The sequence below is a fragment of the Bradyrhizobium sp. WYCCWR 12699 genome, from assembly GCF_032144035.1.
Lineage (GTDB): Bacteria > Pseudomonadota > Alphaproteobacteria > Rhizobiales > Xanthobacteraceae > Bradyrhizobium.
In genome coordinates this window covers 65,961-90,271 of record NZ_JAVTJN010000022.1, presented here as the reverse complement: position 1 = coordinate 90,271, position 24,311 = coordinate 65,961, and the positions used below count along the sequence as shown (strand labels likewise).

General features: G+C 65.0%; 20 protein-coding genes. 3 read left to right on the top strand and 17 right to left on the bottom strand.

What is annotated here, in order from left to right; genetic code table 11:
• Positions 1–139: 139 nt before the first annotated feature.
• The 5 genes from RPS27_RS10275 to RPS27_RS10255 all read right to left on the bottom strand — a co-directional run bounded on the left by RPS27_RS10275 (position 140) and on the right by RPS27_RS10255 (position 5,279).
• A complete protein-coding gene (locus RPS27_RS10275; protein ID WP_194405450.1) occupies positions 140–547 on the bottom strand; it encodes a F0F1 ATP synthase subunit epsilon in 408 nt (135 codons plus the stop codon).
• A gap of 80 nt (positions 548–627) precedes the next feature.
• The gene (gene atpD / locus RPS27_RS10270) at positions 628–2,061 is read right to left on the bottom strand and encodes a F0F1 ATP synthase subunit beta (RefSeq protein ID WP_212068958.1); all 1,434 of its coding nucleotides are present in this window, start codon (positions 2,059–2,061) and stop codon (positions 628–630) included.
• A 78-nt stretch (positions 2,062–2,139) separates the two neighbouring features.
• Positions 2,140–3,012 carry a F0F1 ATP synthase subunit gamma gene (locus RPS27_RS10265; RefSeq protein ID WP_194405449.1) on the bottom strand — a complete coding sequence of 291 codons (873 nt, stop codon included), beginning with the start codon at positions 3,010–3,012 and terminating at the stop codon, positions 2,140–2,142.
• A 177-nt stretch (positions 3,013–3,189) separates the two neighbouring features.
• A complete protein-coding gene (atpA, locus tag RPS27_RS10260) occupies positions 3,190–4,719 on the bottom strand; it encodes a F0F1 ATP synthase subunit alpha (RefSeq protein WP_194405448.1) in 1,530 nt (509 codons plus the stop codon).
• A complete protein-coding gene (locus tag RPS27_RS10255) occupies positions 4,719–5,279 on the bottom strand; it encodes a F0F1 ATP synthase subunit delta (RefSeq protein WP_211415071.1) in 561 nt (186 codons plus the stop codon). The genes atpA and RPS27_RS10255 overlap by 1 nt, the downstream gene beginning before the upstream one ends.
• A 683-nt stretch (positions 5,280–5,962) precedes the next feature.
• On the opposite strand from RPS27_RS10255, the gene RPS27_RS10250 reads away from it, so the two are divergent.
• Positions 5,963–6,463 carry a septal ring lytic transglycosylase RlpA family protein gene (locus RPS27_RS10250; protein ID WP_212068957.1) on the top strand — a complete coding sequence of 167 codons (501 nt, stop codon included), beginning with the start codon at positions 5,963–5,965 and terminating at the stop codon, positions 6,461–6,463.
• Positions 6,464–6,638: 175 nt separating this feature from the next.
• Here RPS27_RS10250 and RPS27_RS10245 read toward each other — a convergent pair whose 3' ends face one another.
• The gene (locus RPS27_RS10245) at positions 6,639–8,849 is read right to left on the bottom strand and encodes a primosomal protein N' (RefSeq protein ID WP_212068956.1); all 2,211 of its coding nucleotides are present in this window, start codon (positions 8,847–8,849) and stop codon (positions 6,639–6,641) included.
• 121 nt (positions 8,850–8,970) lie between these two features.
• Here RPS27_RS10245 and RPS27_RS10240 point away from each other — a divergent pair, with 121 nt between their 5' ends.
• Both RPS27_RS10240 and RPS27_RS10235 read left to right on the top strand, forming a co-directional pair.
• Positions 8,971–9,936, top strand: a complete 966-nt coding sequence (locus RPS27_RS10240) for a tyrosine recombinase XerC (protein ID WP_212068955.1) — start codon at positions 8,971–8,973, stop codon at positions 9,934–9,936.
• A 243-nt stretch (positions 9,937–10,179) separates the two neighbouring features.
• Entirely contained in the window at positions 10,180–10,767 is a 588-nt protein-coding gene (locus RPS27_RS10235) for a DUF4337 domain-containing protein (RefSeq protein WP_212068954.1), read from the top strand.
• Between the two features lie 109 nt (positions 10,768–10,876).
• Here RPS27_RS10235 and RPS27_RS10230 read toward each other — a convergent pair whose 3' ends face one another.
• The 11 genes from RPS27_RS10230 to thpR form a co-directional block, all read right to left on the bottom strand.
• Entirely contained in the window at positions 10,877–11,407 is a 531-nt protein-coding gene (locus RPS27_RS10230; protein ID WP_212068953.1) for a hypothetical protein, read from the bottom strand.
• 33 nt (positions 11,408–11,440) lie between these two features.
• Complete coding sequence (lpdA, locus tag RPS27_RS10225; RefSeq protein WP_194405441.1) at positions 11,441–12,841, bottom strand: dihydrolipoyl dehydrogenase; 1,401 nt, start codon at positions 12,839–12,841, stop codon at positions 11,441–11,443.
• Between the two features lie 57 nt (positions 12,842–12,898).
• Positions 12,899–13,660 carry an SDR family oxidoreductase gene (locus RPS27_RS10220; RefSeq protein ID WP_194405440.1) on the bottom strand — a complete coding sequence of 254 codons (762 nt, stop codon included), beginning with the start codon at positions 13,658–13,660 and terminating at the stop codon, positions 12,899–12,901.
• Positions 13,661–13,712: 52 nt separating this feature from the next.
• Entirely contained in the window at positions 13,713–14,948 is a 1,236-nt protein-coding gene (gene odhB / locus RPS27_RS10215) for a 2-oxoglutarate dehydrogenase complex dihydrolipoyllysine-residue succinyltransferase (protein WP_211415077.1), read from the bottom strand.
• 163 nt (positions 14,949–15,111) lie between these two features.
• Positions 15,112–18,084: a 2-oxoglutarate dehydrogenase E1 component gene (locus tag RPS27_RS10210; RefSeq protein WP_212068952.1), complete on the bottom strand. Its 2,973-nt coding sequence runs from the start codon at positions 18,082–18,084 to the stop codon at positions 15,112–15,114.
• 137 nt (positions 18,085–18,221) lie between these two features.
• Positions 18,222–19,106 (bottom strand): succinate--CoA ligase subunit alpha, encoded by an 885-nt coding sequence (sucD, locus tag RPS27_RS10205; protein WP_194405437.1) that lies wholly within the window; start codon positions 19,104–19,106, stop codon positions 18,222–18,224.
• 36 nt (positions 19,107–19,142) lie between these two features.
• Positions 19,143–19,622 (bottom strand): DUF1579 family protein, encoded by a 480-nt coding sequence (locus tag RPS27_RS10200; RefSeq protein ID WP_212068951.1) that lies wholly within the window; start codon positions 19,620–19,622, stop codon positions 19,143–19,145.
• Between the two features lie 4 nt (positions 19,623–19,626).
• Positions 19,627–20,823 carry an ADP-forming succinate--CoA ligase subunit beta gene (sucC, locus tag RPS27_RS10195; protein ID WP_211415078.1) on the bottom strand — a complete coding sequence of 399 codons (1,197 nt, stop codon included), beginning with the start codon at positions 20,821–20,823 and terminating at the stop codon, positions 19,627–19,629.
• Between the two features lie 204 nt (positions 20,824–21,027).
• A complete protein-coding gene (gene mdh / locus RPS27_RS10190; RefSeq protein ID WP_008145224.1) occupies positions 21,028–21,996 on the bottom strand; it encodes a malate dehydrogenase in 969 nt (322 codons plus the stop codon).
• A gap of 250 nt (positions 21,997–22,246) precedes the next feature.
• Positions 22,247–23,431, bottom strand: a complete 1,185-nt coding sequence (gene zapE, locus RPS27_RS10185; protein ID WP_212068950.1) for a cell division protein ZapE — start codon at positions 23,429–23,431, stop codon at positions 22,247–22,249.
• 212 nt (positions 23,432–23,643) lie between these two features.
• Positions 23,644–24,180, bottom strand: a complete 537-nt coding sequence (gene thpR, locus RPS27_RS10180) for an RNA 2',3'-cyclic phosphodiesterase (RefSeq protein WP_194405433.1) — start codon at positions 24,178–24,180, stop codon at positions 23,644–23,646.
• Between the last annotated feature and the right edge of the window lie 131 nt (positions 24,181–24,311).

Below are 24,311 nucleotides of genomic sequence, written 5' to 3'. Positions count from 1 at the left end.
GGGAACAAAATTCACCGGGGAGAATGCCGCTATCGCAAGCGCGGTGCAACAAAGTTTCAGCGCCCGCCACCGGCCGGTGACGAGCGCTGAACCTGTTCAGGAATCCTAGGCCCAATGCCCCGGAGCAGTGCCCCGGGGCTTAGTGCATAGCCGTCGCGTTGAGCTGATGCTGAATGCTCTTGTAATGGTCGAGCCGCTCGATGGCGTGATCGAGCTCGCCGCCTTCATGCTCCTTCAGGTTCTCTTCCATCTCCGAGATGGTCTCGGCGAACTGCGCACGGTCGAGCTCGGCGAGCGACGTCGCGACGTCGGCGAGCACGGTCAGGCCCTTTTCGGAGACTTCGGCGAGGCCGCCGAGCACGATGATCTTCTCGTGCTTGCCGCCGGTGGTGATGGTGAGAATGCCGGGGCGGATCGCCGCCACGACCGGCGCATGCCCTGCCAGCACGCCGAAATCACCCTCGACGCCGGGAATGTCGACCTGATCGACCTCGCCCGAGAAGGCGAGCTTTTCCGGAGAGACGAGATCGAAATGGAAGGTGGCCATAAGAAACCTGCGAATGGTGAGTGGCGAGTGGTTGAAGCAGGGAGCAGCTATTCGCCACTCCCTATTCGCTATTCGCCAGCTTAGGCGGCTTCCGCCGCCAGCTTCTTGCCCTTCTCGACGGCTTCTTCGATGGTGCCGACCATGTAGAAGGCGGCTTCCGGCAGGTGGTCGTACTTGCCTTCCACCAGGCCCTTGAAGCCCTTGATGGTGTCGGCGAGGTCGACGAACTTGCCCGGCGAGCCCGTGAAGATTTCGGCGACGTGGAACGGCTGCGACATGAAGCGCTCGACCTTGCGGGCGCGGGCCACGGTCAGCTTGTCCTCTTCCGAAAGCTCGTCCATGCCGAGAATGGCGATGATGTCCTGCAGCGCCTTGTAACGCTGCAGCACCTGCTGGACCTGACGGGCGACCGCGTAGTGCTCCTCGCCGACGACGAGCGGGGAAAGCATGCGCGACGTCGAGTCGAGCGGGTCCACCGCCGGGTAGATGCCCTTTTCGGCGATCGAGCGCGACAGCGTGGTGGTCGCGTCAAGATGCGCGAACGAGGTCGCGGGCGCCGGGTCGGTCAAGTCGTCGGCCGGAACGTAGATGGCCTGCACCGAGGTGATCGAGCCCTTCTGGGTGGTGGTGATGCGCTCTTGCAGCGCGCCCATATCGGTGGCGAGCGTCGGCTGATAACCCACCGCCGAAGGAATACGGCCGAGCAGCGCCGACACTTCCGAGCCGGCCTGCGTGAAGCGGAAGATGTTGTCGACGAAGAACAGCACGTCCTGGCCCTTGTCGCGGAAGTCTTCCGCGATGGTCAGACCGGTGAGCGCGACGCGGGCGCGGGCGCCCGGGGGCTCGTTCATCTGGCCGAACACCAGCGCGCACTTCGACTTCACGCTCGGATCCGGATTCTTCGGATCGGCGTTGACCTTGGATTCGATGAACTCGTGATAGAGGTCGTTGCCCTCGCGGGTGCGCTCGCCGACGCCGGCGAACACGGAGTAACCACCGTGCGCCTTCGCGACGTTGTTGATCAGCTCCTGAATCAGCACGGTCTTGCCGACGCCGGCGCCGCCGAACAGGCCGATCTTGCCGCCCTTCGCATACGGAGCAAGAAGGTCGACGACCTTGATGCCGGTGACGAGAATTTCAGCTTCGGTGGACTGGTCGGTGTAGCTCGGCGCTTCCTGGTGGATTGCGCGCAGGCCTTCCGACTTCACCGGACCGGCTTCGTCGATCGGCTCGCCGATGACGTTGATGATGCGGCCGAGCGTGCCTTCACCGACGGGAACGCGGATCGGAGCGCCGGTGTCGGTCACTTCCTGGCCGCGGACCAGACCTTCGGTGGTGTCCATCGCGATGGTGCGGACCGTGGACTCGCCGAGATGCTGGGCGACTTCGAGCACCAGGCGGTTGCCGCCGTTCTTGGTCTCGAGCGAATTGAGAATGGCCGGGAGGTGGCCTTCGAACTGCACGTCGACGACGGCGCCGATGACCTGGGTGACGCGACCGACCTGGGCTGCCATTGAATGTCTCCTTCGATCCGAACTTCTAGACCACGGTCAACGACCGGGATGATGGGTTGAATGGGTGCCGACGCGTCCTTAGACGGCTTCGGCGCCCGAGATGATTTCGATCAGTTCCTTGGTGATCTGCGCCTGACGCGTGCGGTTGTAGACCAGCGTCTGCTTGCGGATCATCTCACCGGCGTTGCGCGTCGCGTTGTCCATCGCACTCATCTGCGCGCCGTAGAACGAGGCGTTGTTCTCGAGCAGCGCGCGGAAGATCTGGACCGCGAGATTGCGCGGCAGAAGACGGGTGAGAATCTCGTCCTCTTCCGGCTCGTATTCGTAAGACGTCGTGTTGGCGGCAGCGGCCGTCTCGACCACCAGCGGAATGATCTGCTGGGCGGTCGGGATCTGCGCGATCACCGAGCGGAAGCGCGAATAGAACAGCGTGCAGACGTCGAACTCGCCGTTGTCGAACCGCGCCAGCACCTTCTTGGCGATCTCCTCGGCATTGACGAAGCCGAGCTGGCGGACGCTGCGCAGGTCCATGTGCTCGACGATCTGCTTGTCGAACAGGCGGCGGAGCTGCTCGTAACCCTTGCGTCCGACGCAGAAGAATTTGACTTCCTTGCCTTGCGCCATCAGCGCCTGGGCGCGCTCGCGGGCGAGACGCACGATCGACGAATTGAAAGCGCCGGACAGGCCGCGCTCGCCGGTGCAGACCAGCAGCAGGTGAACCTGGTCCTTGCCGGTGCCGGCCAGCAGAACCGGCGCGCCGGGCGAGCCCGCCGCGGCGCTGGCGATGTTGGAGATCACCGCGCTCATCTTGTCGGCGTAGGGACGCGCGGCTTCCGCCGCGGTCTGCGCGCGGCGCAGCTTGGAGGCCGCGACCATCTGCATGGCCTTGGTGATCTTTTGCGTCGCCTTGGTGGAGGCGATGCGGACGCGCATGTCTTTAAGTGACGCCATTCTTCGTCCCCGACGGTTCGATCCCTCGGATCAAGCCGCTAGCCTATCTCTGTCGTCATGCCCGGGCTCGTCCCGGCCATCCACGTTCTCGTCTGCCACGCGGTAACACGTGGATGGCCGGGACTTCAGTTGCGAAGACGCGCTTCGCGCTTTGGCCCGGCCATGACGGCGTTCTTCTTACGCGAAGCTCTTCGCGAAACCTTCGACCACCGACTTCAGCTTGGCAGCGGTGTCGTCGGTGAGGTCGCGGGTGTCGCGGATCGAATTGAGGATGTCGGCGTTCTTGCCGCGCAGCAGCGACAACAGGCCATCCTCGAACGCGCGCACCTTGTTGACCGGGAGCGGATCGAGATAGCCGTTGGTGCCGGCCCAGATCACGCAGACCTGCTCTTCCATCTTCAGCGGCGAGAACTGCGGCTGCTTCAGGAGCTCGGTCAGGCGCGAACCGCGGTTCAGCAGGCGCTGGGTCGAGGCGTCGAGGTCGGAGCCGAACTGCGCGAACGCCGCCATTTCGCGGTACTGCGCGAGCTCACCCTTGATCTTGCCGGCGACCTTCTTGGTGGCCTTGGTCTGCGCCGACGAACCGACGCGCGACACCGACAGACCGACGTTCACCGCGGGACGGATGCCCTGGAAGAACAGGTCGGTTTCCAGGAAGATCTGGCCGTCGGTGATCGAGATGACGTTGGTCGGGATGTAGGCCGACACGTCGTTGGCCTGGGTTTCGATGACCGGCAGAGCGGTCAGCGAGCCGGAGCCCTGGTCCTTGTTCAGCTTCGCCGCGCGCTCGAGCAGGCGGGAGTGCAGATAGAACACGTCGCCGGGATAGGCTTCGCGGCCCGGCGGGCGGCGCAGCAGCAGCGACATCTGGCGATAAGCGACGGCCTGCTTGGACAGATCGTCATAGATGATGACGGCGTGCATGCCGTTGTCGCGGAAGTACTCGCCCATGGTGCAGCCGGTGAACGGCGCGATGTACTGCATCGGCGCCGGATCGGATGCGGTGGCGGCGACGACGATCGAATATTCGAGCGCGCCCTGCTCTTCCAGAACCTTCACGAACTGGGCGACGGTCGAACGCTTCTGGCCGACCGCGACGTAGACGCAGTACAGCTTGATGTTCTCGTCGGGCTGCGCGTTGAGCGGCTTCTGGTTCAGGATGGTGTCGAGCGCGATCGCGGTCTTGCCGGTCTGACGGTCGCCGATGATCAGCTCGCGCTGGCCGCGGCCGATCGGGATCAGGGCGTCGATCGCCTTGAGGCCGGTCGCCATCGGCTCGTTCACCGATTTGCGCGGAATGATGCCGGGCGCCTTGACGTCGACGCGCATGCGCTTGTCGGCCTGGATCGGACCCTTGCCGTCGATCGGATTGCCGAGACCGTCGACAACGCGACCGAGCAGGCCCTTGCCGACCGGCGCGTCCACGATGGCGCGGGTGCGCTTGACGGTCTGGCCTTCCTTGATCTCGCGGTCGGCACCGAAAATAACGACGCCGACGTTGTCGGTTTCGAGGTTCAGCGCCATGCCGCGGGTGCCGTTCTCGAACTCGACCATTTCACCGGCCTGGACGTTGTCCAGACCGTAGACGCGAGCGATACCGTCGCCGACGGACAGCACCTGTCCGACTTCGGAGACTTCAGCTTCCTGGCCGAAATTCTTGATCTGGTCCTTGAGGATCGCGGAAATTTCCGCGGCGCGGATGTCCATCAGCCTGCCTCTTTCATCGCGTGCTTGATCGAATTGAGTTTGGTGCGAAGCGAACCATCGACCATGCGGCTGCCCAGCTTGACGACGAGGCCACCGATGATCGCGGGATCGACTTTCACGTTCAGCGCGACGTCCTTGCCGGTCACCGACTTCAGAGCAACCTTGAGGGCGTCGAGATTCTTGTCAGAGAGCGCTTCCGCCACCGTGACGTCGGCCGTCGTCTCGCCCTTGAACTTGGCGACGAGGGCGCGGTAGGCGCGGATGACGTCCGTCACCGCGAACAGGCGGCGGTTGGCGGTCAGCACTTTGAGGAAATTGGCGGAGATGCCGGCGATGCCGGCCTTGGCCAGCACGGCCGACAGGGCCCTGGACTGGGCGTCGGCCGCGAACACCGGGCTGCGAACGAGGCGCGTGAGATCGGCGCTTTCGTTCAGCAAGCCCTCGAATTTCTCGAGGTCGGCCTTGACCTCGTCGACCACTTTCTGGTCGCGGGCCAGGTCGAACAATGCCGTTGCATAACGGCCGGACACACCGGAAACGGACGTATCTTCTGCAGCCACAGACGCGCTCTTTTTGCTGTCAAACTCGCAAGGGAAAAACCGTCGCCACAAAGCGGCGCCTAGCGATCCAAGCCCTTGGAATTCAAGCGGGACTTCGATTTTCGACCAGCACGGGACGTGCCGGGCTCGTTAAAATCGCGGCTTTGCTAACATAGCAGGCGCGCAGGTGCAACATGACGCCAAATTAAAGGCACGAGGTTCTGTCGCCAGTTCGTCGCACGCTGCGAGACACCGAACACTGCCTGATCCAAGGATCGATCACGAAGGGATCAGGACTTGGGTGACAGGCTACCGTGTCGCGGAATGGTTTGAGCCGGGCCGCCCTTAACTCCCCCGTTGGTTCCTGCCTCCAGCGCATAGCGGCCATGAACACGGATCGCTGAGGCGTGATTCCGACGTCCGTTGCTCCCCGCCCCGAATACTTACCCAATTCTAAACAATGAAAGCGATAACTTCGTTTTACAGTATTTCTAAGTAATCACCTGCTTAACAAATCGTTAAAAACGAAGATTTGGAGATGCGAGCTGAATATCCTGCGCCGGTAACAAGATGTTTCATGGCGACACGGAACGGATTTACTGCCCAATTCACGCCGCATTGGGAATCGAAACGCGAACCCGCTCACAAACTGATGGGGGCTCCACTAGCCACATATGTGGCAATACTAGCTTAGGGACCAGTAAATGCTGTCTTTGAAGACGCTGGGCTTTGTGACCCGGCCGCGTACGGCGATCGCTTTCGTTGCCGCAACTCTCCTCATCGGTGGAACTGCCACCGAAGCTTCCGCCAAATCCCGGCATCACCGGCATCATCACCACCGCCACCACGCCCAGACCGATACCAACGCGACCTCCGATTGGCGCAACGCCAACGCGTCGATGAACCCGACCTCGGGCGGCGGCCACAGCTTCTCCGGCATGGCCTCCTATTACGGCAACGAGTCCGGCAGCCGCACCGCCTCGGGCCAGCGCTTCAACCAGAACGCCCTGACCGCGGCGCACCGCTCGCTGCCGTTCGGCACCAAGCTGCGCGTCACCCACCGCGGTTCGAGCGTCATCGTCACCATCAACGACCGCGGCCCGTTCATTCGCGGCCGGGTTCTCGACCTCTCCACGGGTGCGGCCCGCGCCATCGGCCTCACCGGCGCCGGCGTCGGCCGCGTCACCGCGGAAGTCGTCTCCTAAGGCGCGTTAGCGCCTCAGTGATCGCGCAGTTTTCCATCAGTTTGCTGCGCGGATAAAACAAGCCCGCGGTCTTGGGGGACCGCGGGCTTTTTTCGTGCTGTCATTGCCGCTGGTGTCCCGGACAAGCTGCAACGCGTGCGCGTTGTGGCGCAGAGCCGGGGCACGAGACCATTTCCTACAAAAAGCTCTGCGGATCGACGTCGACTTCGAGCTTCTGATTGCCCGTCGGCTTCGGGCACACGGCGAGCCAGTTGCGCAAATAGTCCGACAGGTCGAAACCGCGGGCCGATTTCACCAGGATGCGGAAGCGGTAGCGGCCCTTGATCACGGCGAGCGGGGCTTCCGCGGGGCCGAGCACCACGACGCGCTCGTCGCGCGGCGCGAGCGCGACGAGACGGCGGCCGAGACCTTCGGCGCTCGGGCGGTCGCCGGCGGAGATGATCAGGCTCGCGAGGCGGCCGAACGGCGGATAGAGCGTCCTCTCGCGCAGGTCGATCTCGCTGTCGTAGAAGGCCTCGCGGTCGCAGGCGATCAGCGCCTTCATCACGGGATGGTCGGGCTGGTGCGTCTGCAGATAGCCGACGCCGCGGCCCTGCTCGCGACCGGCGCGGCCGATCACCTGGTTGAGCAATTGCCAGGTGCGCTCCGCCGCGCGCGGATCGCCGTTGCTGAGGCCGAGATCCGCATCGACCACGCCGACGAGGTTGAGCCGCGGAAAATTGTGGCCCTTGGCGACGAGCTGCGTGCCGATGATGATGTCGACGCGACCCTCCGCGATCTCGGCGAGTTCGGAGCGCATCGTCTCGATCGAGGTGATGAGATCGCTCGACAGCACCATGGTGCGGGCCTGCGGGAACAACGCGGCCGCCTCCTCCTGCAGGCGCTCGACGCCGGGCCCGACCGCAACCAGCGATTCCTCGGCCGCGCAATGCGGACAGGTCGGCGGCCGCGGCATCGAGAAGCCGCAATGGTGACAGACGAGGCGCTGGCGGAAACGATGATCGACCAGCCAGGCATCGCAGATGGTGCAGGCGAAGCGATGGCCGCAAGCCCGGCACAGCGTCAGCGGCGCATAGCCGCGGCGATTGAGGAACAGCAGCGCTTGCTCGCGCTTTTCGATCGCGGTCCTGATCTCGCCGGCAAGCCGCGGCGAGATGAAGCGGCCGCGCGCGGGCGGCTCGCGGCGCATGTCGATGGCCTCGATATGCGGCATGTGCTGGCCGCCGAAGCGCGAAGGCAGCGCGATCCGCTGATAGCGGCTCTTGCGCGCATTGACCTCGGACTCGACCGACGGCGTCGCCGACGCCAGCACGACCGGGATCCTGGCGATATGCGCGCGTACCACCGCCATGTCGCGGGCGTGATAATGCACGCCCTCGTCCTGCTTGTAGGCCTGGTCGTGCTCTTCATCGACGACGATCAGCCCGAGATTGGCGTAAGGGAGAAACAGCGCCGAGCGCGCGCCGACCACGACCGGCGCGGTGCCGGAGGAGATCGCCGCCCAATTGCGCGCACGGGTGCGCGGGGTCAGCTCGGAGTGCCACTCGATCGGGCGCACGCCAAAGCGCTGCGCGAAGCGATCGAGGAACTGGCCGGTGAGCGCGATCTCCGGCATCAGGATCAGCGATTGTTTTCCGCGGCGGATGGTTTCAGCGACGGCCTCGAAATAGACCTCGGTCTTGCCCGAGCCGGTGACGCCGTCGAGCAATGCGACATGGAAGGTGCCGTTGGCCGCGAGCGCGCGCATCGCATCCACGCCGGCCCGTTGCAGCGACGAAAAATCCGGCCTGCCGAACTCCGGATCGGGACTAGGTGGCGGCGCAGGCGGCGGCATCGGCTCGACCGTGAGCGTACCTTCGTCGACGAGGCCGTCGATCACGCCCGAGGAGACGCCGGCTTCCTTGGCAGCTTCCGACTTGCCGTGCAGCAGCCGGTCCGACAGCACCTCGAGCAAGCGCGCCCGTGCCGGCGTCAGCCTCTTCGGCGGATCGCCGACCAGGCGCACGCCGGGACGCACCCGCTCAGGACCGAGATTCTCGCCCATCCGCAGGCACATGCGCAGCACCATGCCGCGCGGGCTCAGCGTGTAATTGGCGACCCAGTCGACCACGGACCGCAGCTCGGGCTTGAGCGGCGGGATGTCGAGCTTCTCGCTGACCTCCTTGAGGCGGTTGTGCAGGCGCGGATCGGGATTGGCGTTCTCGCCCCAGACCACGCCGAGCACCTCGCGCGGCCCGAGCGGCACGCCGACGAGATCGCCCGCCTTCAGCTCCATCCCGCGCGGCACCTTGTAGGAATAGGTCTGGTCGAGCGCGACCGGCACCAGCACGTCGACCATGCCGGTCGCGTTGGTAGGGGCGGCGTTGCTGCGCGACGAATGGTCCATCAACGGTCTTTGCAGGGAGAATCGGAACCTGGAGCGCCAAGGCTAGCGCCCTGGGGCGGCCTTAGCGAACAGTAAACGGGTGTGATGCGATATACTGAGTGGAATCAATCCGTCCAGAGCGATGAGCAAAGCCGCCGCACCCCAAATCGAGCTCGCCAGCGCCGATCCCTCGGTCGCGCAGGAGATGACGCGCTGGCTGTCGCATCTCGGCGCCGAGCGACGGCTGTCGCCGAAGACGCTGGAAGCCTATGGCCGCGATTTGCGGCAATGCCTGGATTTCCTCTGCGCCCATTGGGGCGAGCGCGTCACGCTGAAACGTTTCGCCGCGCTGGAAGCAACCGACGTGCGCGCCTTCATGGCGATGCGCCGGGCCGACGACATCGCCGGCCGCAGCCTGATGCGCGCGCTGGCGGGCCTGCGCTCGTTCGGTCGGTTTTTGGAGCGCGAGGGCAAGGGCAAGGTCGGCGCGCTCTCCGCGATCCGTGCGCCGAAGGTCGCAAAGAGCCTGCCGAAGCCGCTGCCGATGGCATCCGCCAAACGTCTTGCCGATGCCGACGAGCGCGCCGGCGAGGATCGCGAGACCTGGATTCTCGCGCGCGATGCAGCCGTGATGGCGCTGCTGTATGGCTCGGGCCTGCGCATCTCCGAGGCCTTGGGGTTGAAGCGCCGCGAGGTGCCGAAGCCCGGCGAAGGCGACGTGCTGATCGTCACCGGCAAGGGCAACAAGACCCGTATGGTGCCGGTGCTGCAGAACGTGCTCGAGCTCGTTCAGGAATATGTCTCGATGTGCCCCTATCCGCTGCCGGCAGAGGGCCCGATCTTCGTCGGCGCGCGCGGCGGTCCCTTGAGCCCGCGCATCATCCAGCTCGCGATGGAGCGGCTGCGCGGCGCGCTTGGTCTGCCCGACAGCGCCACGCCGCACGCGCTCCGTCATTCCTTCGCCACGCATCTGCTCTCGCGCGGCGGCGACTTGCGCGCCATCCAGGAATTGCTCGGCCATTCCTCGCTCTCGACCACCCAGGTCTATACCGGCATCGATTCCGAGCGCCTGCTGGAAGTCTATGCCAGCGCCCATCCGCGGCGCTGAAGTCTCACGATTTCTCGTGCCCCGGACGCAGCGCAGCGCTCCTTAGCGGTGCGCTACAGAGCCGGGGCCTATCCCACCGCGTGATCGCCTAGCTTCTGGGTCCCGGCTCAGCAGCGCAGCGTTGCACGCTGCGCTGCGTCCGGGACACGAGAGCTGCTGACACGCCGACGTCACAACGCGCGTGCCTCTTGCGCAGGCCGCGCGGTTCGGTCAATCGTTGCGGAACCGAAGCGGAGGGGAATCATGAGCGCACACGAAAGCATGGAGCATGCCGAGCACGCCGAACACGCGTCCGGCTCCAACAAGAAGATCGCGCTCCTGATCGCGGTGCTGGCGCTGTTCCTGGCGGTCTCGGAGACGCTCGGCAAGGGCGCCCAGACCGAATCGATCAGCAAGAATGTCGAGGCCGCCAACCTCTGGGCGTTCTTCCAGGCCAAGAGCATCCGCCGCACCGTGGTGGTGACCGCGGCCGAACAGGGCAAGCTCACGCTCGCCGCCGTGGACGAGGCGCAGAAGCCCGCCGTGCAGAAGCAGGTCGAGGACTGGACTAAGACGGCGCAGCGCTACCGCTCCGAGCCCGAGACCGGCGAAGGCACCGAGCAGCTCGCCGAGAAGGCCAAGCATGCCGAGCACGACCGCGACGAGGCGACCGCGAAATACCACCATTTCGAGCTGGCCTCGGCCGCCTTCCAGATCGGCATCGTGCTGGCCTCGGCCACCATCATCACCGGCATGTTCGCGCTGGCCTATGTCAGCGGCATCCTGACGATCGCCGGCCTCTTCATGACCGCGCTCGGCCTGTGGTGGCCGCATCTGCTGCATCTGCATTGAGGGCTGAGGGACGCTTGTCGCCCGCATGAAGCGTAGCGGAATGCGGGAACGGCTGTCCCGGATTGCGCTGCGCTCCATCCGGGCTACGAAACCGCAAACGTGACGGCGCTCACCGCGCCTGGTGCACGCTCTTCCTGAAGCGCTGGATCAGACGCAGCGTACGGGCGGACCAGCCTTCGCCGTTGCCGGCGATCAGCTCGCGGATGCGCTGCTTGATGGGATCGACCAGCTCAGCCGCCTTGGCGCGGATCTTCAGCACGAGATCGTAGATCCGCTCGAACCAGTGCATCTCCAACAGCTTGTCGCGCGTGACGTCGAACACGAAGGCAGTGACGCCGACGCCGAGCAGTTTTGCGAACAGGAACGTGGATACGCCGGTCATCCAATATTCGTGGGTGAGCAGCCACAGGCCGATCAGCTTGAGCGGAAACAAGGGGATGATCGGCACGGCGAAGATGATCAGCGTCGCCGCCGGCGACAACGCGTCGACGCGCTCCGTCAGCCACTGCTTGAAGCGCGCCAGCGGAATCGCCGCGACAACGCGCGCGACGATCGGCTCGAGATGGTCCCACAGCCAGGCTTCGATCAGGAAGACGATCGCAAGCAGGACCCAGACCGGTTGAAGAAGGCGGCGCAACATGTGTTTCCCGCCCGATTCGGCGCTGGGCGCTTGCTACATATGGATGGCCCGCTTGCCGACTGCAAGCGCGGCTTCCTTGATGGCCTCCGAGCGGGTCGGATGGGCGTGACAGGTGCGCGCGAGATCTTCCGCGCTGCCGCCAAACTCCATGAGAACGGCCGCCTCGTGGATCATTTCGCCGGCTTCGCGGCCGATAATGTGCACGCCGAGCACGCGATCGGTCTTCGCATCTGCGAGAATCTTCACGAAGCCGTCAGTGGTCTGATTCACCTTGGAGCGGCCGTTGGCGGTGAACGGAAACTTTCCGACGGTATAGGCGGTGCCCGCCTGCTTCAGCTCCTCCTCGGTCTTGCCGACGGAGGACACTTCCGGCGTGGTATACACGACGCCCGGAATCACATCGTAATTCACGTGGCCCGCCTGGCCGGCGATGATCTCGGCGACCGCAACGCCTTCATCCTCGGCCTTGTGCGCCAGCATGGGCCCAGCGACGACGTCGCCGATGGCATAGACGCCCTTCAGGCTGGTGGCGAAATGCGGATCGATCTGCACCCGCCCGCGCGCGTCGAGCGCGACGCCGGCTTCCTTCAGCCCGAGCGCCTCGGTGTAGGGCACGCGGCCGATGCAGACGAGCACGACATCGGCGTCCAGCGTCTCGGCGGCGCCGCCGGCGGCCGGCTCGATCGTCGCCTTCAGCGACTTGCCGGAGGTGTCGACGCCGGTGACCTTGGCGCCGAGCTTGAACGCAAAGCCCTGCTTCTCGAGGATGCGCTGGAATTGCTTGGCGATCTCGCCGTCCATGCCGGGCAGGATGCGGTCCAAGAATTCGACGACGACGACTTCGGCGCCGAGACGGTGCCACACCGAGCCGAGCTCGAGGCCGATCACGCCGGCGCCCACGATCAGGAGCTTGCCGGGGACCTTGTCCAGCGACAGCGCGCCCGTCGAGGACACGATGCGCTTCTCGTCGATCTCGATGCCCTTGAGGCGCGCGATGTCCGAGCCGGTGGCGATCACGATGTTCTTGGTCTCGACCACCTGCGACTTGCCGTCGGCGGAGACTTCGACCTTGCCGGTGCCCAGGATCTTGCCGGTGCCCTTGAGCACGTCGATCTTGTTCTTCTTCATCAGGAACTCGACGCCCTTGACGTTGCCGTCGATGCCCTGCTGCTTGAAGTTCATCATCGCGGGCAGATCGAGCTTCGGCGCGGAAACGCTGACGCCCATCTTGGCGAAGGAGTGGCCGGCTTCCTCGAACATTTCCGACGCGTGCAGCAGCGCCTTCGACGGCATGCAGCCGACATTGAGGCAGGTGCCTCCGAGGGTGGCGTTCTTTTCGACCACGGCGACTTTCATGCCGAGCTGGCTGGCGCGCACCGCGCAGACATAACCGCCAGGTCCGGTGCCGATGACGACGAGATCGTAGGTAGCCATGAGAGAAAGTCCCGTGAGTTTAACGTGATGAGGATGCGTCAGCGTCCGCGCGGCGCCTCAGCGTCCGCCGGACACATCGAGAGTGGCTGCGGTGATGTAGGAGGCCTCGTCCGACATCAGCCAGATGATGGCGTTGGCGATCTCGTCGGCGGTGCCGACGCGCTTCATCGGCACCATATGGGCCAGGCGATGGTGCCGGTCGGGCTCGCCGCCGGAGGCGTGGATTTCGGTGTCGATCAGGCCGGGGCGAATGCCCGCGACGCGAATGCCTTCGCCAGCGACCTCATAGCCGAGGCCGGTGGTGAAGGAATCGATCGCGCCCTTGGACGCGGCGTAATCGACATAGGTGTTGGGCGCGCCGAGCTTGGCGGCGACCGACGACAGATTGACGATCACGCCGCCCTGGCCGCCGTGCCTGGTCGACATGCGCTTGACGGCTTCGCGTGCGCAGAGGATGGAGCCGGTGACATTGACCGCCAGCACGCGCTGGATGCGCTCGGCCGACATCTCGTCGACCCGCACGCCGCTGGTGCCGACGATGCCGCCATTGTTGACGAGCGCCCCGAGCGTGCCGAACTTGTCGGCCTCCTTGAACAGGTCGATGATGTCGCGCTCCTCGGCGACATCGCATTTCACCGCAACGGCCTTGCCGTTGCTGGCCTCGATCGTAGCGACCACCTCGTCGGCGGCCTTCTTGTTGCTGGCGTACCCGACCACGACGCGGTAGCCGCGCGCGGCCGCCGCAAGCGCAGTCGCCCGCCCAATGCCGCGGCTGCCGCCGGTGATGACAACGACTTTATCGGTCACGCGCGCCTCCATGGTTCGACACGCGCCGTCGCGACTAGCGACGGCGCTCGCAAAGCATCAGGGATCAGAGATCGAGCACCAGGCGCGCCGGATCTTCCAGGCTCTCCTTGACGCGCACCAGGAAGGTGACGGCTTCCTTGCCGTCGATGACGCGGTGATCGTAGGACAGCGCCAGGTACATCATCGGGCGGACCTCGATCTTGCCGCCGACGACCATCGGACGCTCCTGGATCTTGTGCATGCCGAGGATGCCGGACTGCGGCGCGTTCAGGATCGGGGTCGACATCAGCGAGCCGTAGATGCCGCCATTGGTGATGGTGAAGGTGCCGCCCTGCATCTCGTCGATCTTGAGCTGGCCGTCACGGGCGCGGCGCCCGAAATCGGCGATGCCCTTCTCGATGTCGGCGATCGACTTGTGGTCGCAGTCGCGCACCACGGGCACGACGAGGCCCTTGTCGGTGCCGACGGCGACGCCGATGTGGTAGTAGTTCTTGTAGATCAAATCGGTGCCGTCGATCTCGGCGTTGACGGCCGGGATGTCCTTCAGTGCCTGCACGACGGCCTTGGTGAAGAAGCCCATGAAGCCGAGCTTGGAGCCGTGCTTCTTCTCGAACGCATCCTTGTAGTGGGCGCGCAGCGCCATCACGTTGGTCATGTCGACCTCGTTGAAGGTCGTGAGCATGGCCGCGGTGTTCTGCACGTCCTTGAGGCGGCGCGCGATGGTCTGGCGCAGCCGGGTCATCTTGACGCGCTCCTCGCGGGCGGCGTCGTCGGCCGGCGACGGCGCACGAACCTGCACGGCGGCAGCGGGCTGGTTGACCGGCGTCGGCGCGGAGGCGGCGCGCTCGATCGCAGCCAGCATGTCGCCCTTGGTGACGCGGCCGTCCTTGCCGGAGCCCGGAACGGTGGAAGCGTCGACGCCGCTCTCGGCCGAGAGCTTGCGCACTGACGGGGCGAGCGGCGCATCGGCCGGCGCGGCCTTCGCGGCCGGAGCCGGTGCGGCAGCGGCGGGCGCCGCAGCCGCGGCAGGCTTGGCGGGCGCCGCTGCAGGCTTCGCAGCACCGGCACCATCCGTGATCTGGCCGAGCAGCGCGCCGACCGCAACGGTCGCACCATCAGCGGCGATGATCTCGCTCAGCGTGCCGGCGGAGGGCGCGGGGACTTCGATGGTGACCTTGTCGGTCTCGAGCTCCACCAAGGGCTCGTCGACAGCGACGGGATCGCCGGCCTTCTTGAACCAGCGGCCGATGGTGGCCTCGGTGACGGATTCGCCGAGCGTCGGCACACGAATTTCAGTCATGGTCTTTTCCTTAAGGGATCGCCAATGCGGTCATAGGTCGGTCGTCAATGGCCCGCGAAAAGCAAGCCATCCAGCAAGCCGCGACGTTTGCAGTCACGGCGTACCGGGTGCCCCGCCTCGCGCGCGTTGCGCACGAGGCGGGGCATGACGCAGTTCAAAAAGTTCAGCTCAGTGCTTCGTCCAGGAACGCCTTCAGCTGAGCCTGATGCTTGGACATCAGACCCGTCGCGGTCGCGGCGGAAGCGGCGCGGCCGACATAACGCGGACGCCGGCTCGCGCCGTTCACCTGATTCAGCACCCATTCCAGATAGGGCTCGATGAAGTGCCAGGCACCCATGTTGCGGGGCTCTTCCTGGCACCACACCACTTCGGCCTTCTTGAAGCGCGACAGCTCGGCCACCAGCGCCTTCAGCGGCACCGGATAGAGCTGCTCGACGCGCATCAGATAGATGTCGTCGATGCCGCGCTTCTCGCGCTCCTCGTAGAGGTCGTAATAGACCTTGCCCGAGCACAGCACGATGCGGCGGACCTTCTCGTCCGGAACGAGCTTGATCGCCTCGTTCGGCAGCATCTGGGCGTCATCATAGAGGATGCGGTGGAAGGTCGTTCCCTTCGCCAGCTCTTCGAGGCGCGACACCGCCCGCTTGTGACGCAGCAGCGACTTCGGCGTCATCATGATCAGCGGCTTGCGGATCTCGCGGTGCAGCTGGCGGCGCAGCGCATGGAAGTAGTTCGCCGGCGTGGTCGGGTAGACCACCTGCATGTTGTCTTCCGCGCACATCTGCAGGAAACGCTCGAGGCGCGCCGAGGAGTGCTCCGGTCCCTGACCCTCATAGCCGTGCGGCAAGAGGCAGACGAGGCCGGACATGCGCAGCCATTTGCGTTCGCCCGAGGAGATGAACTGGTCGAACACGACCTGCGCACCGTTGGCGAAGTCGCCGAACTGCGCTTCCCACAGCGTCAGCGTGTTCGGCTCGGCGAGCGAATAGCCGTATTCGAAGCCGAGCACGGCTTCTTCCGACAGCAGCGAGTTGATGACCTCGTAATGGCCCTGCTCGTTGCCGAGATGGTTGAACGGCGTGTAGCGGTTCTCGGTCTCCTGATCGATCAGGACCGAATGGCGCTGCGAGAAGGTGCCGCGCTCGGAATCCTGCCCGGACAGACGGACATGGTGGTTTTCCTGCAGCAGCGTGCAGAACGCCAGCGCTTCGCCGGTCGCCCAGTCGATGCCGGCACCGGTATCGATCGCCTTGGCGCGATTGTCGAGGAAGCGCTGGATGGTGCGGTGGACGCGAAAACCGTCCGGCACCTTGGTGATCTTCCGGCCGATGTCCTTGAGAACGGGCAGGTCGACACCGGTGACGCCGCGACGGGCGTCCTCTTCCTGATCGGCGATCTTGAATCCGGACCACTTGCCGTCGAGCCAGTCGGCCTTGTTCGGCTTGTATGAGGTGCCGGCCTCGAACTCGGCATCGAGCCGGGCGCGCCAGTCGGCCTTGAGCTTGTCGACCTCGCCCTCGGTGACCACGCCTTCGGCGATCAGGCGCTTGGAGTAGAGCGTCAGCGTCGACGGATGGGCCGCGATCCGCTTGTACATCACCGGCTGGGTGAAGGCCGGCTCGTCGCCCTCGTTGTGGCCGTAGCGGCGATAGCACCACATGTCGATGACGACCGGCTTGTGGAACTTCTGCCGGAATTCGGTCGCGACCTTCGCCGCGAACACCACGGCTTCGGGATCATCGCCGTTCACGTGGAAGATCGGCGCGTCGATCATCTTCGCGACGTCCGACGGATAGGGCGAGGAGCGCGAATAGCGCGGATAGGTGGTAAAGCCGATCTGGTTGTTGACGATGAAGTGCACGGAGCCGCCGGTGCGGTAGCCCTTCAGGTCCGACAGGCCGAAGCACTCGGCAACCACGCCCTGGCCGGCGAACGCGGCGTCGCCGTGCATCAAGAGCGGCATCACCGAGATGCGCATGTCGGGCGGATCGCCGTGCTGGTCCTGCTTCGCGCGCACCTTGCCGAGCACGACGGGGTCGACGATCTCGAGATGCGAGGGGTTGGCGGTCAGCGACAGATGGATGCGGTTGCCGTCGAACTCGCGGTCCGAGGAGGCGCCGAGGTGATACTTCACGTCGCCCGAGCCTTCGACCGCGTCGGGATTGGCCGAGCCGCCCTTGAATTCGTGGAACAGCGCGCGGTGGGCCTTGCCCATCACCTGCGTCAGCACGTTGAGGCGGCCGCGATGCGGCATGCCCAGCACGATCTCCTTCACGCCGAGATTGCCGCCGCGCTTGATGATCTGCTCGAGCGCGGGGATCAGCGCTTCGCCGCCGTCGAGGCCGAAGCGCTTGGTGCCGGTAAACTTGGTGTCGCAGAATTTTTCGAAGCCTTCGGCCTCGACCAGCTTCATCAGGATCGCCCGGCGGCCTTCGCGGGTGAACGAGATCTCCTTGTCGGGTCCCTCGATGCGCTCCTGGATCCAGGCCTTCTGCGCGGCGTTGCTGATGTGCATGAACTCGACGCCGAGCGTCTGGCAGTAGGTACGCTCGCAGATCGCGGTGATCTCACGCAGCGTGCCGTATTCGAGACCGAGCACGTGATCGAGGAAGATCTTGCGGTCGAAATCCGCTTCACTGAAGCCGTAGGTGCGCGGATCGAGCTCCTCGCGGTTGCGCTGGGCTTCGATGCCGAGCGGATCGAGCTTGGCGTGGAAGTGACCGCGCATGCGGTAGGAGCGGATCAGCATCAGGGCGCGGACCGAGTCGCGCGTCGCCTGGAGCAGGTCGCCAGAGGAGAGGCCGGCGCCGCCCTTGTCACCGCCCTTGGCCTGCGCCTTGGCGGCGATCTTGGCACCGACAGCCTTCTCGACTTCCGCCCAATTGCCGTCGAACGCGGAGGTCAGGTCATCCTGCGGGGTGAGCGGCCAGTTGTCGCGCTCCCAGGACGGGCCTTCCGCGTTCTTGCTGATGTCAGCAGGCGCGTCGTTCAGGCTCTTGAAGAACTCCTGCCACTCGGCGTCGACCGAGGAGGGGTCCTTCTGGTAGCGGGCGTAGATTTCGTCGATGTAGGTGGCGTTGGTGCCCTGCAAAAAGGATGACAAGGCAAAGGCTGCGTTCGCGTCCTGGCGAGACATACTTGAGTTCCTGGCGATTTCGGTTCGCGCATAACAAACGGCGCTGGCACCGAGCTCCCCGGCAGAGGCTCGGCGCGACAGGCACCCTTTACCCTATTTGCTGCGAAACTTCGCCCGGAAAAGTACGAAGAAGTGAATTAGCCTTTCAACTTTTCGGCAAGCGTGTGGCCGAGGCGCGCGGGCGACGGAGACACTGTAATCCCTGCCGATTTCATCGCTTCGGTCTTGGAACCGGCGTCGCCCTTGCCGCCCGAAATGATCGCGCCGGCATGGCCCATGCGGCGGCCGGGAGGGGCCGTGACGCCGGCGATGAAGCCGACCATCGGCTTCTTGCGGCCGCGCTTGGCCTCGTCCTTGAGGAACTGGGCGGCGTCCTCCTCGGCGGAACCGCCGATCTCGCCGATCATGATGATCGATTCGGTCTTGGGGTCGGCCAGGAGCATTTCGAGGACGTCGATGAACTCGGTTCCCTTGACCGGGTCGCCGCCGATGCCGACCGCGGTGGTCTGGCCGAGGCCTTCCTGGGAGGTCTGGAACACGGCTTCATAGGTCAGCGTGCCCGAACGGGAGACGATGCCGACCGAGCCGGTCTTGAAGATGTTGGCGGGCATGATGCCGATCTTGCACTCGCCGGCGGTCATGACGCCCGGGCAGTTCGGCCCGATCAGGCGCGACTTGGAGCCGACCAGCGAGCGCTTGACCCGCACCATGTCGATGACGGGAATGCCTTCGGTGATGCAGACGATCAGCGGGATCTCGGCGTCGATGGCTTCGCAGATCGCGTCCGCCGCGCCCGGCGGCGGCACGTAGATCACCGACGCGTCGGCGCCGGTCTTCTCACGCGCATCGCGCACGGTGTCGAACACCGGCAGGCCCAGATGCGTCGAGCCGCCTTTGCCCGGCGAGGTGCCGCCGACCATCTTGGTCCCATAGGCAATCGCAGCCTCCGAATGGAAGGTGCCGTTCTTGCCGGTGAAGCCCTGGCAGATGACCTTGGTGTTCTTGTCGATCAGGATGGACATGAGGTCTGCTTTCGCGAAACTAACGGAGTGAGAGGGTCAGTGGATGCGGCGGTAGACGCCGGTGAGCACGTCGGCCCAGCCTTCCGCATCCGGCGAGAACTGGATCTTCAACGAGTAGGAATTCTCATCGATGATTTCGTAGACATGGCGCGCATTGCCGCGGAGCGAGCCGCGCACCAGCGTCAGGGTCTGGCCGACCCACCCGCCGGAAGCGGGCGAGGGCGGCGTGTAGCCGAGCGAGTCGTACCAGAACAGTTTGTAGGTCCGGTCGTCGCGGTCGTAGGTGAAGAGGCCGTGCGTGGCGAAGAGCTGCTTGCCGTCGCGCATCTGGACACTGTCCTGGATCAGATAGAACCCATTGAGGTCCATGCGCGCGACGGTGCGCGAGGTCGCCGGCCCGCCCGCCGTCCAGCGCGACGGGAAGACCACCTCCTCGCCATCCCATTCGCCGGCGAACGCGGCGAGGCGCGCATGCTCGGGAAGCGGAGATGATGCGGCGAGATGGTCCTGGGCCATGGCCTTAGCCTCCCTTGACGGCCTTCACGATCTTCTGCGCGGCGTCGTCGAGATTGTCGGCGGGCACCACGTTCAGTCCGGATTCACGGATGATCTTCTTGCCGAGCTCGACATTGGTGCCTTCGAGGCGGACCACCAAGGGCACGCTGAGGCCGACTTCGCGAACCGCAGCCGTGACGCCCTCGGCGATCACGTCGCACTTCATGATGCCGCCGAAGATGTTGACCAGGATGCCCTTCACGTTGGGATCGGCGGTGATGATCTTGAACGCGGCTGCGACCTTCTCCTTGCTGGCGCTGCCGCCGACGTCGAGGAAGTTGGCGGGCGACATGCCGTAGAGCTTGATGATGTCCATCGTCGCCATGGCCAGACCGGCGCCGTTGACCATGCAGCCGATGTTGCCGTCGAGCGTGACGTAGTTGAGGTCGTATTTGGACGCCTCGATCTCCTTGGCGTCCTCCTCGGTCTCGTCGCGCAGCGCGAGCACCTCGGGGTGACGGAACAGCGCGTTGTCGTCGAACGACACCTTGGCGTCGAGCACGCGGAGCTGGCCCTGCTTGGTCACGACCAGCGGGTTGATCTCCAGCATCGCCATGTCCTTGGCGACGAAGGCGGTGAACAATTGCGCGGTGAGCTTCTCGGCCTGCTTGGCGAGATCACCGGACAGCTTGAGCGCATTGGCAACCGTGCGGCCGTGATGGCCCATGATGCCGGTGGCGGGATCGACGGAGAAGGTCACGATCTTCTCGGGATTGTTGTGCGCGACGTCCTCGATGTTGACGCCGCCTTCGGTCGAGACGACGAACGACACGCGCGAGGTCTCGCGGTCGACCAGGAGCGAGAGATAGAATTCCTTGTCGATGTCCGAGCCGTCCTCGATGTAGAGGCGGTTGACCTGCTTGCCGGCGGGGCCGGTCTGGATCGTCACCAGCGTCGCGCCCAGCATCTGCTTGGCGAATTCGGAGACCTCTGCGGCCGACTTGGCGATGCGGACGCCGCCCTTGTCGCCGGCCGAGGCTTCCTTGAACTTGCCCTTGCCACGGCCGCCGGCATGGATCTGGCTCTTCACCACGTAGACCGGACCCGGCAGCGCCTTGGCGGCGGCTTCGGCGTCGGCGGCCTTGAGGACCGGCACGCCCTTGGAGATCGGCACGCCGAACTCACCCAGCAACGCTTTGGCCTGATATTCATGGATATTCATATGGTCGCTCCCTGAACCCGCGGGCGGTGACCTCTTGGGCCCACCTCAGTCTTGTGGCTGGCATACCATATACCACAGGAACTGCAACCCGGATTCTTTGACATCGATCTCTGGACTGCCGACCCGGAGCCTGTCCCGACAACCGGGCCCCGGAAATGAAACCGCCGAAGACCGGTTTTCGGGCTTCGGCGGGAATTGCTAGGCTTAGCGGCCGAGAAGATCGGGGGCGATCTTCTTGCAGGCGTCGACCAGGCCCTGCACGGCACCGACCGACTTGTCGAAGGCCTCGCGATCCTTGCCGGCGAGCTCGATCTCGACGACGCGCTCGACGCCCTTGGAGCCGATCACGACGGGCACGCCGACATACATGTCCTTCACGCCGTATTCGCCGTTGAGATACGCAGCCGAGGGCAGCACGCGCTTCTTGTCACGCAGATAGCTCTCGGCCATCGCGATCGCCGAGGCGGCGGGCGCGTAGAAGGCCGAGCCGGTCTTGAGCAAATTGACGATCTCGGCGCCGCCGTTGCGGGTGCGGTCGACGATCTCGTCGAGGCGCGCCTGCGAGGTCCAGCCCATCTTGACGAGGTCGGGCAGCGGGATGCCGGCAACGGTGGAATACTTCACCAGCGGCACCATGGTGTCGCCATGGCCGCCGAGCACGAAGGCGGTGACGTCCTCGACCGAGACGTTGAACTCGTCGGCGAGGAAGTAGCGGAAGCGGGCCGAATCCAGCACGCCGGCCATGCCGACGACCTTCTTGTGCGGCAGGCCGGAAGCCTTCTGCAGCGCCCACACCATCGCATCGAGCGGGTTGGTGATGCAGATGACGAACGCGTCGGGCGCATACTTCTTGATGCCGGCGCCGACCTGCTCCATGACCTTGAGGTTGATGGAGAGCAGGTCATCGCGGCTCATGCCGGGCTTGCGCGGCACGCCGGCGGTGACGATGCAGACCTTGGCATTGTCGAGCGCTTCGTAGGAGTTGGCGCCGGTGTAATGCGCGTCAAAGCCGTCGACCGGCGAGGACTGCGCGATGTCGAGCGCCTTGCCCTGCGGCACGCCCTCGGCGATGTCGAACATCACGACGTCGCCCAGCTCCTTCAAGCCGATGAGGTGAGCCAGCGTTCCGCCGATCTGACCGGAGCCAATCAAAGCAATCTTGTCGCGCGCCATGTGAGCCTGTCCTTTAGACACGTAAGGAGGGGAAAACTGAGACGGGTGGTTATCCCTTTCGCCTCCCCCGTTCAAGTCGCCCAATGCCCAATTGTCGGGCTTGGCGCGGCCGCGGGCACGCAGCCCTGTCATTCCGGGGCGCGACGAAAGTCGCGAGCCCGGAATCCGTCGGTCGGCAGAGCGCGCTGAGCAATGGATTCCGGGCCCTCGCTTCGCGACGCCCCGGAATGACAGCGCTGGCAAATAGGACTTAAGTCTCCACCAGGCCCTTGGTGGAGCCGCTGGCGGTGGAATCCTTGCGGCCGTGAGCCAGCGCCAGATAGGATTCCGAGCTCATCTCGATCAGGCGCGAGGCGGTGCGCTTGAACTCCATGGCCTCGACACCCTCGTTGGCGAGGTAGAGCGAGATCGGATTGGCGTCGGCCGAGGCCATCAGCTTCACCGCATTGTCATAGAGCGCGTCGATCAGCGTGATGAAGCGCTTGGCGGCATTGCGCTGGGAGAGATCCATCACTGGAATATGGTCGACCAGGATGGTGTGATAGTCGTGCGCCAGCCTGAGGTAGTCCGATGCCCCCAGCGGCTTCTCGCAGAGATCGGCGAACGAAAAGCGCGCCACGCCATGGGCCGAGCACGGCACGTGCAGGATGCGGCCCTTGATCGAGATGTCGCGCGAGCGGCAGGTGGCGCCGCCCGACATCCGCTTCCAGGCGCGGTCGAGGGCGGCGTCCGCATCGGCATCCGCCGGCGTCAGCCACATCGGCACGCCCTGCAGTTTCTCCAGCCGGAAATCGGTGCGCGCATCGAGCCGCGCGACGTCCATGTGGTCGGTGATCTGCTTGATGAAGGGCAGGAACAGCGAGCGGTTCAGGCCGCCCTTGTAGAGATCGTCAGGCGCGACGTTGGAGGTCGCGACCACGACGGTGCCGAGCTCGAACAATTTTGCGAACAGGCGTCCGAGGATCATCGCGTCCGCGATGTCGGTGACGTGGAATTCGTCGAAGCAGAGCAGCCAGCTCTCCTCGAAGATCGCATTCGCGGTCAGCGCGATGACGTCGCCGTCGGCGATCTCGCCGCGCGCGATGCTCTGGCGATAATCGTAGATGCGCTCATGCACGTCGGCCATGAATTCGTGGAAATGCGCGCGCCGCTTGTGCTCGACGGTCGCGTGCTGGAAGAACAGGTCCATCAGCATGGTCTTGCCGCGGCCGACCTCGCCATGGATGTAGAGCCCGCGCGGCGCCTCGTCCTTGTCGCTGCTGAACAGGCGGCTGAGCAGCCCCTGCTTGCGGACAGGCTTGTAGCTTGCGAGCCGCAGGTCGAGCGCCGCATAGGCCTCGGCAACCTCGGCCTGCGCGGCATCCGGCTCGATCGCGCCTGACGCGATCTGGGCCTGATAGGCTTCGCTGAATGGGGAACTGGGGGTCGAGAGCATGGCCCTTTACCGCCAGAGACCGGGGGAAATTGCAAGCCGTCATTTGGTGGACGGGGTATGCGGTTTCGTGTCCCGGACGCGCTGCAGCGTGCAACGCTGCTGCGCAGAGCCGGACCCACTGTTTCGTCATTGCCCTTAGAGAGATGGGCCCCGGCTCTGCTGCGCACCGCTTTGCGCTGCGCAGCGTCCGGGGCACGAGAGTTGCGCGACCGCTACTCACACAGCTCGTAGGCGTCCTCGACCACATACGGTCCGCCGCCAGTGGAGGCGCGCGAGGAGAACAGCACGAAGCGCTCGGCCATGAATGCCTTGCTCGGGAAATAGCCGCGCAGCGAGAGATAGTCGGCGACGTCGCGGTCGGTGGCGTCGTGCAGCCGGGCGAGCGTGACGTGCGGGATGAACTTGCGGCCCTCCGGGTTGAGACCGATCCGCTGCATCATGCGTTCGAGCTCGGCCTGCAACTCCATCAGCGGCTTGCTCGGCGCGATGGTCGCAACGACAGCGCGCGGCTTGCGGCCGCCAAAACTGGTGAGGCCCTGCACCTTCACTTCGAACGGCTTGCGATCGACGCGAAACAGCATCGAGGCGATCTCGTTGGCGGAGACGCCGTCGATGTCGCCGATGAAGCGCAATGTGACGTGGTAATTTTCGGGATCGATCCAGCGGGCGCCGGGAAGGCCACCCCTCAAGTTGGAAAGCGACTGGCCGATCTCGGCCGGAATTTCCAGACCTGTGAACAAACGCGGCATCGTTTCGCACTCCCGATGCTTGGGTACGATCCTTCGAGCAGGATCATATCCAAATTAGAGCCGGCGACGAATCACCGGTACCCTGATTCCTATCGCAGTTGTGTGACTCTGCGAAGCATCGCACGCCTGAC

Coding starts and splice junctions, on each gene's coding strand:
- RPS27_RS10275 (WP_194405450.1), bottom strand. CDS start 547: ATGGCCACCTTCCATTTCGATCTCGTCTCTCCGGAAAAGCTCGCCTTC.
- atpD (WP_212068958.1), bottom strand. CDS start 2,061: ATGGCAGCCCAGGTCGGTCGCGTCACCCAGGTCATCGGCGCCGTCGTC.
- RPS27_RS10265 (WP_194405449.1), bottom strand. CDS start 3,012: ATGGCGTCACTTAAAGACATGCGCGTCCGCATCGCCTCCACCAAGGCG.
- atpA (WP_194405448.1), bottom strand. CDS start 4,719: ATGGACATCCGCGCCGCGGAAATTTCCGCGATCCTCAAGGACCAGATC.
- RPS27_RS10250 (WP_212068957.1), top strand. CDS start 5,963: ATGCTGTCTTTGAAGACGCTGGGCTTTGTGACCCGGCCGCGTACGGCG.
- RPS27_RS10245 (WP_212068956.1), bottom strand. CDS start 8,849: ATGGACCATTCGTCGCGCAGCAACGCCGCCCCTACCAACGCGACCGGC.
- RPS27_RS10240 (WP_212068955.1), top strand. CDS start 8,971: ATGAGCAAAGCCGCCGCACCCCAAATCGAGCTCGCCAGCGCCGATCCC.
- RPS27_RS10235 (WP_212068954.1), top strand. CDS start 10,180: ATGAGCGCACACGAAAGCATGGAGCATGCCGAGCACGCCGAACACGCG.
- RPS27_RS10230 (WP_212068953.1), bottom strand. CDS start 11,407: ATGTTGCGCCGCCTTCTTCAACCGGTCTGGGTCCTGCTTGCGATCGTC.
- lpdA (WP_194405441.1), bottom strand. CDS start 12,841: ATGGCTACCTACGATCTCGTCGTCATCGGCACCGGACCTGGCGGTTAT.
- RPS27_RS10220 (WP_194405440.1), bottom strand. CDS start 13,660: ATGGAGGCGCGCGTGACCGATAAAGTCGTTGTCATCACCGGCGGCAGC.
- odhB (WP_211415077.1), bottom strand. CDS start 14,948: ATGACTGAAATTCGTGTGCCGACGCTCGGCGAATCCGTCACCGAGGCC.
- RPS27_RS10210 (WP_212068952.1), bottom strand. CDS start 18,084: ATGTCTCGCCAGGACGCGAACGCAGCCTTTGCCTTGTCATCCTTTTTG.
- sucD (WP_194405437.1), bottom strand. CDS start 19,106: ATGTCCATCCTGATCGACAAGAACACCAAGGTCATCTGCCAGGGCTTC.
- RPS27_RS10200 (WP_212068951.1), bottom strand. CDS start 19,622: ATGGCCCAGGACCATCTCGCCGCATCATCTCCGCTTCCCGAGCATGCG.
- sucC (WP_211415078.1), bottom strand. CDS start 20,823: ATGAATATCCATGAATATCAGGCCAAAGCGTTGCTGGGTGAGTTCGGC.
- mdh (WP_008145224.1), bottom strand. CDS start 21,996: ATGGCGCGCGACAAGATTGCTTTGATTGGCTCCGGTCAGATCGGCGGA.
- zapE (WP_212068950.1), bottom strand. CDS start 23,431: ATGCTCTCGACCCCCAGTTCCCCATTCAGCGAAGCCTATCAGGCCCAG.
- thpR (WP_194405433.1), bottom strand. CDS start 24,180: ATGCCGCGTTTGTTCACAGGTCTGGAAATTCCGGCCGAGATCGGCCAG.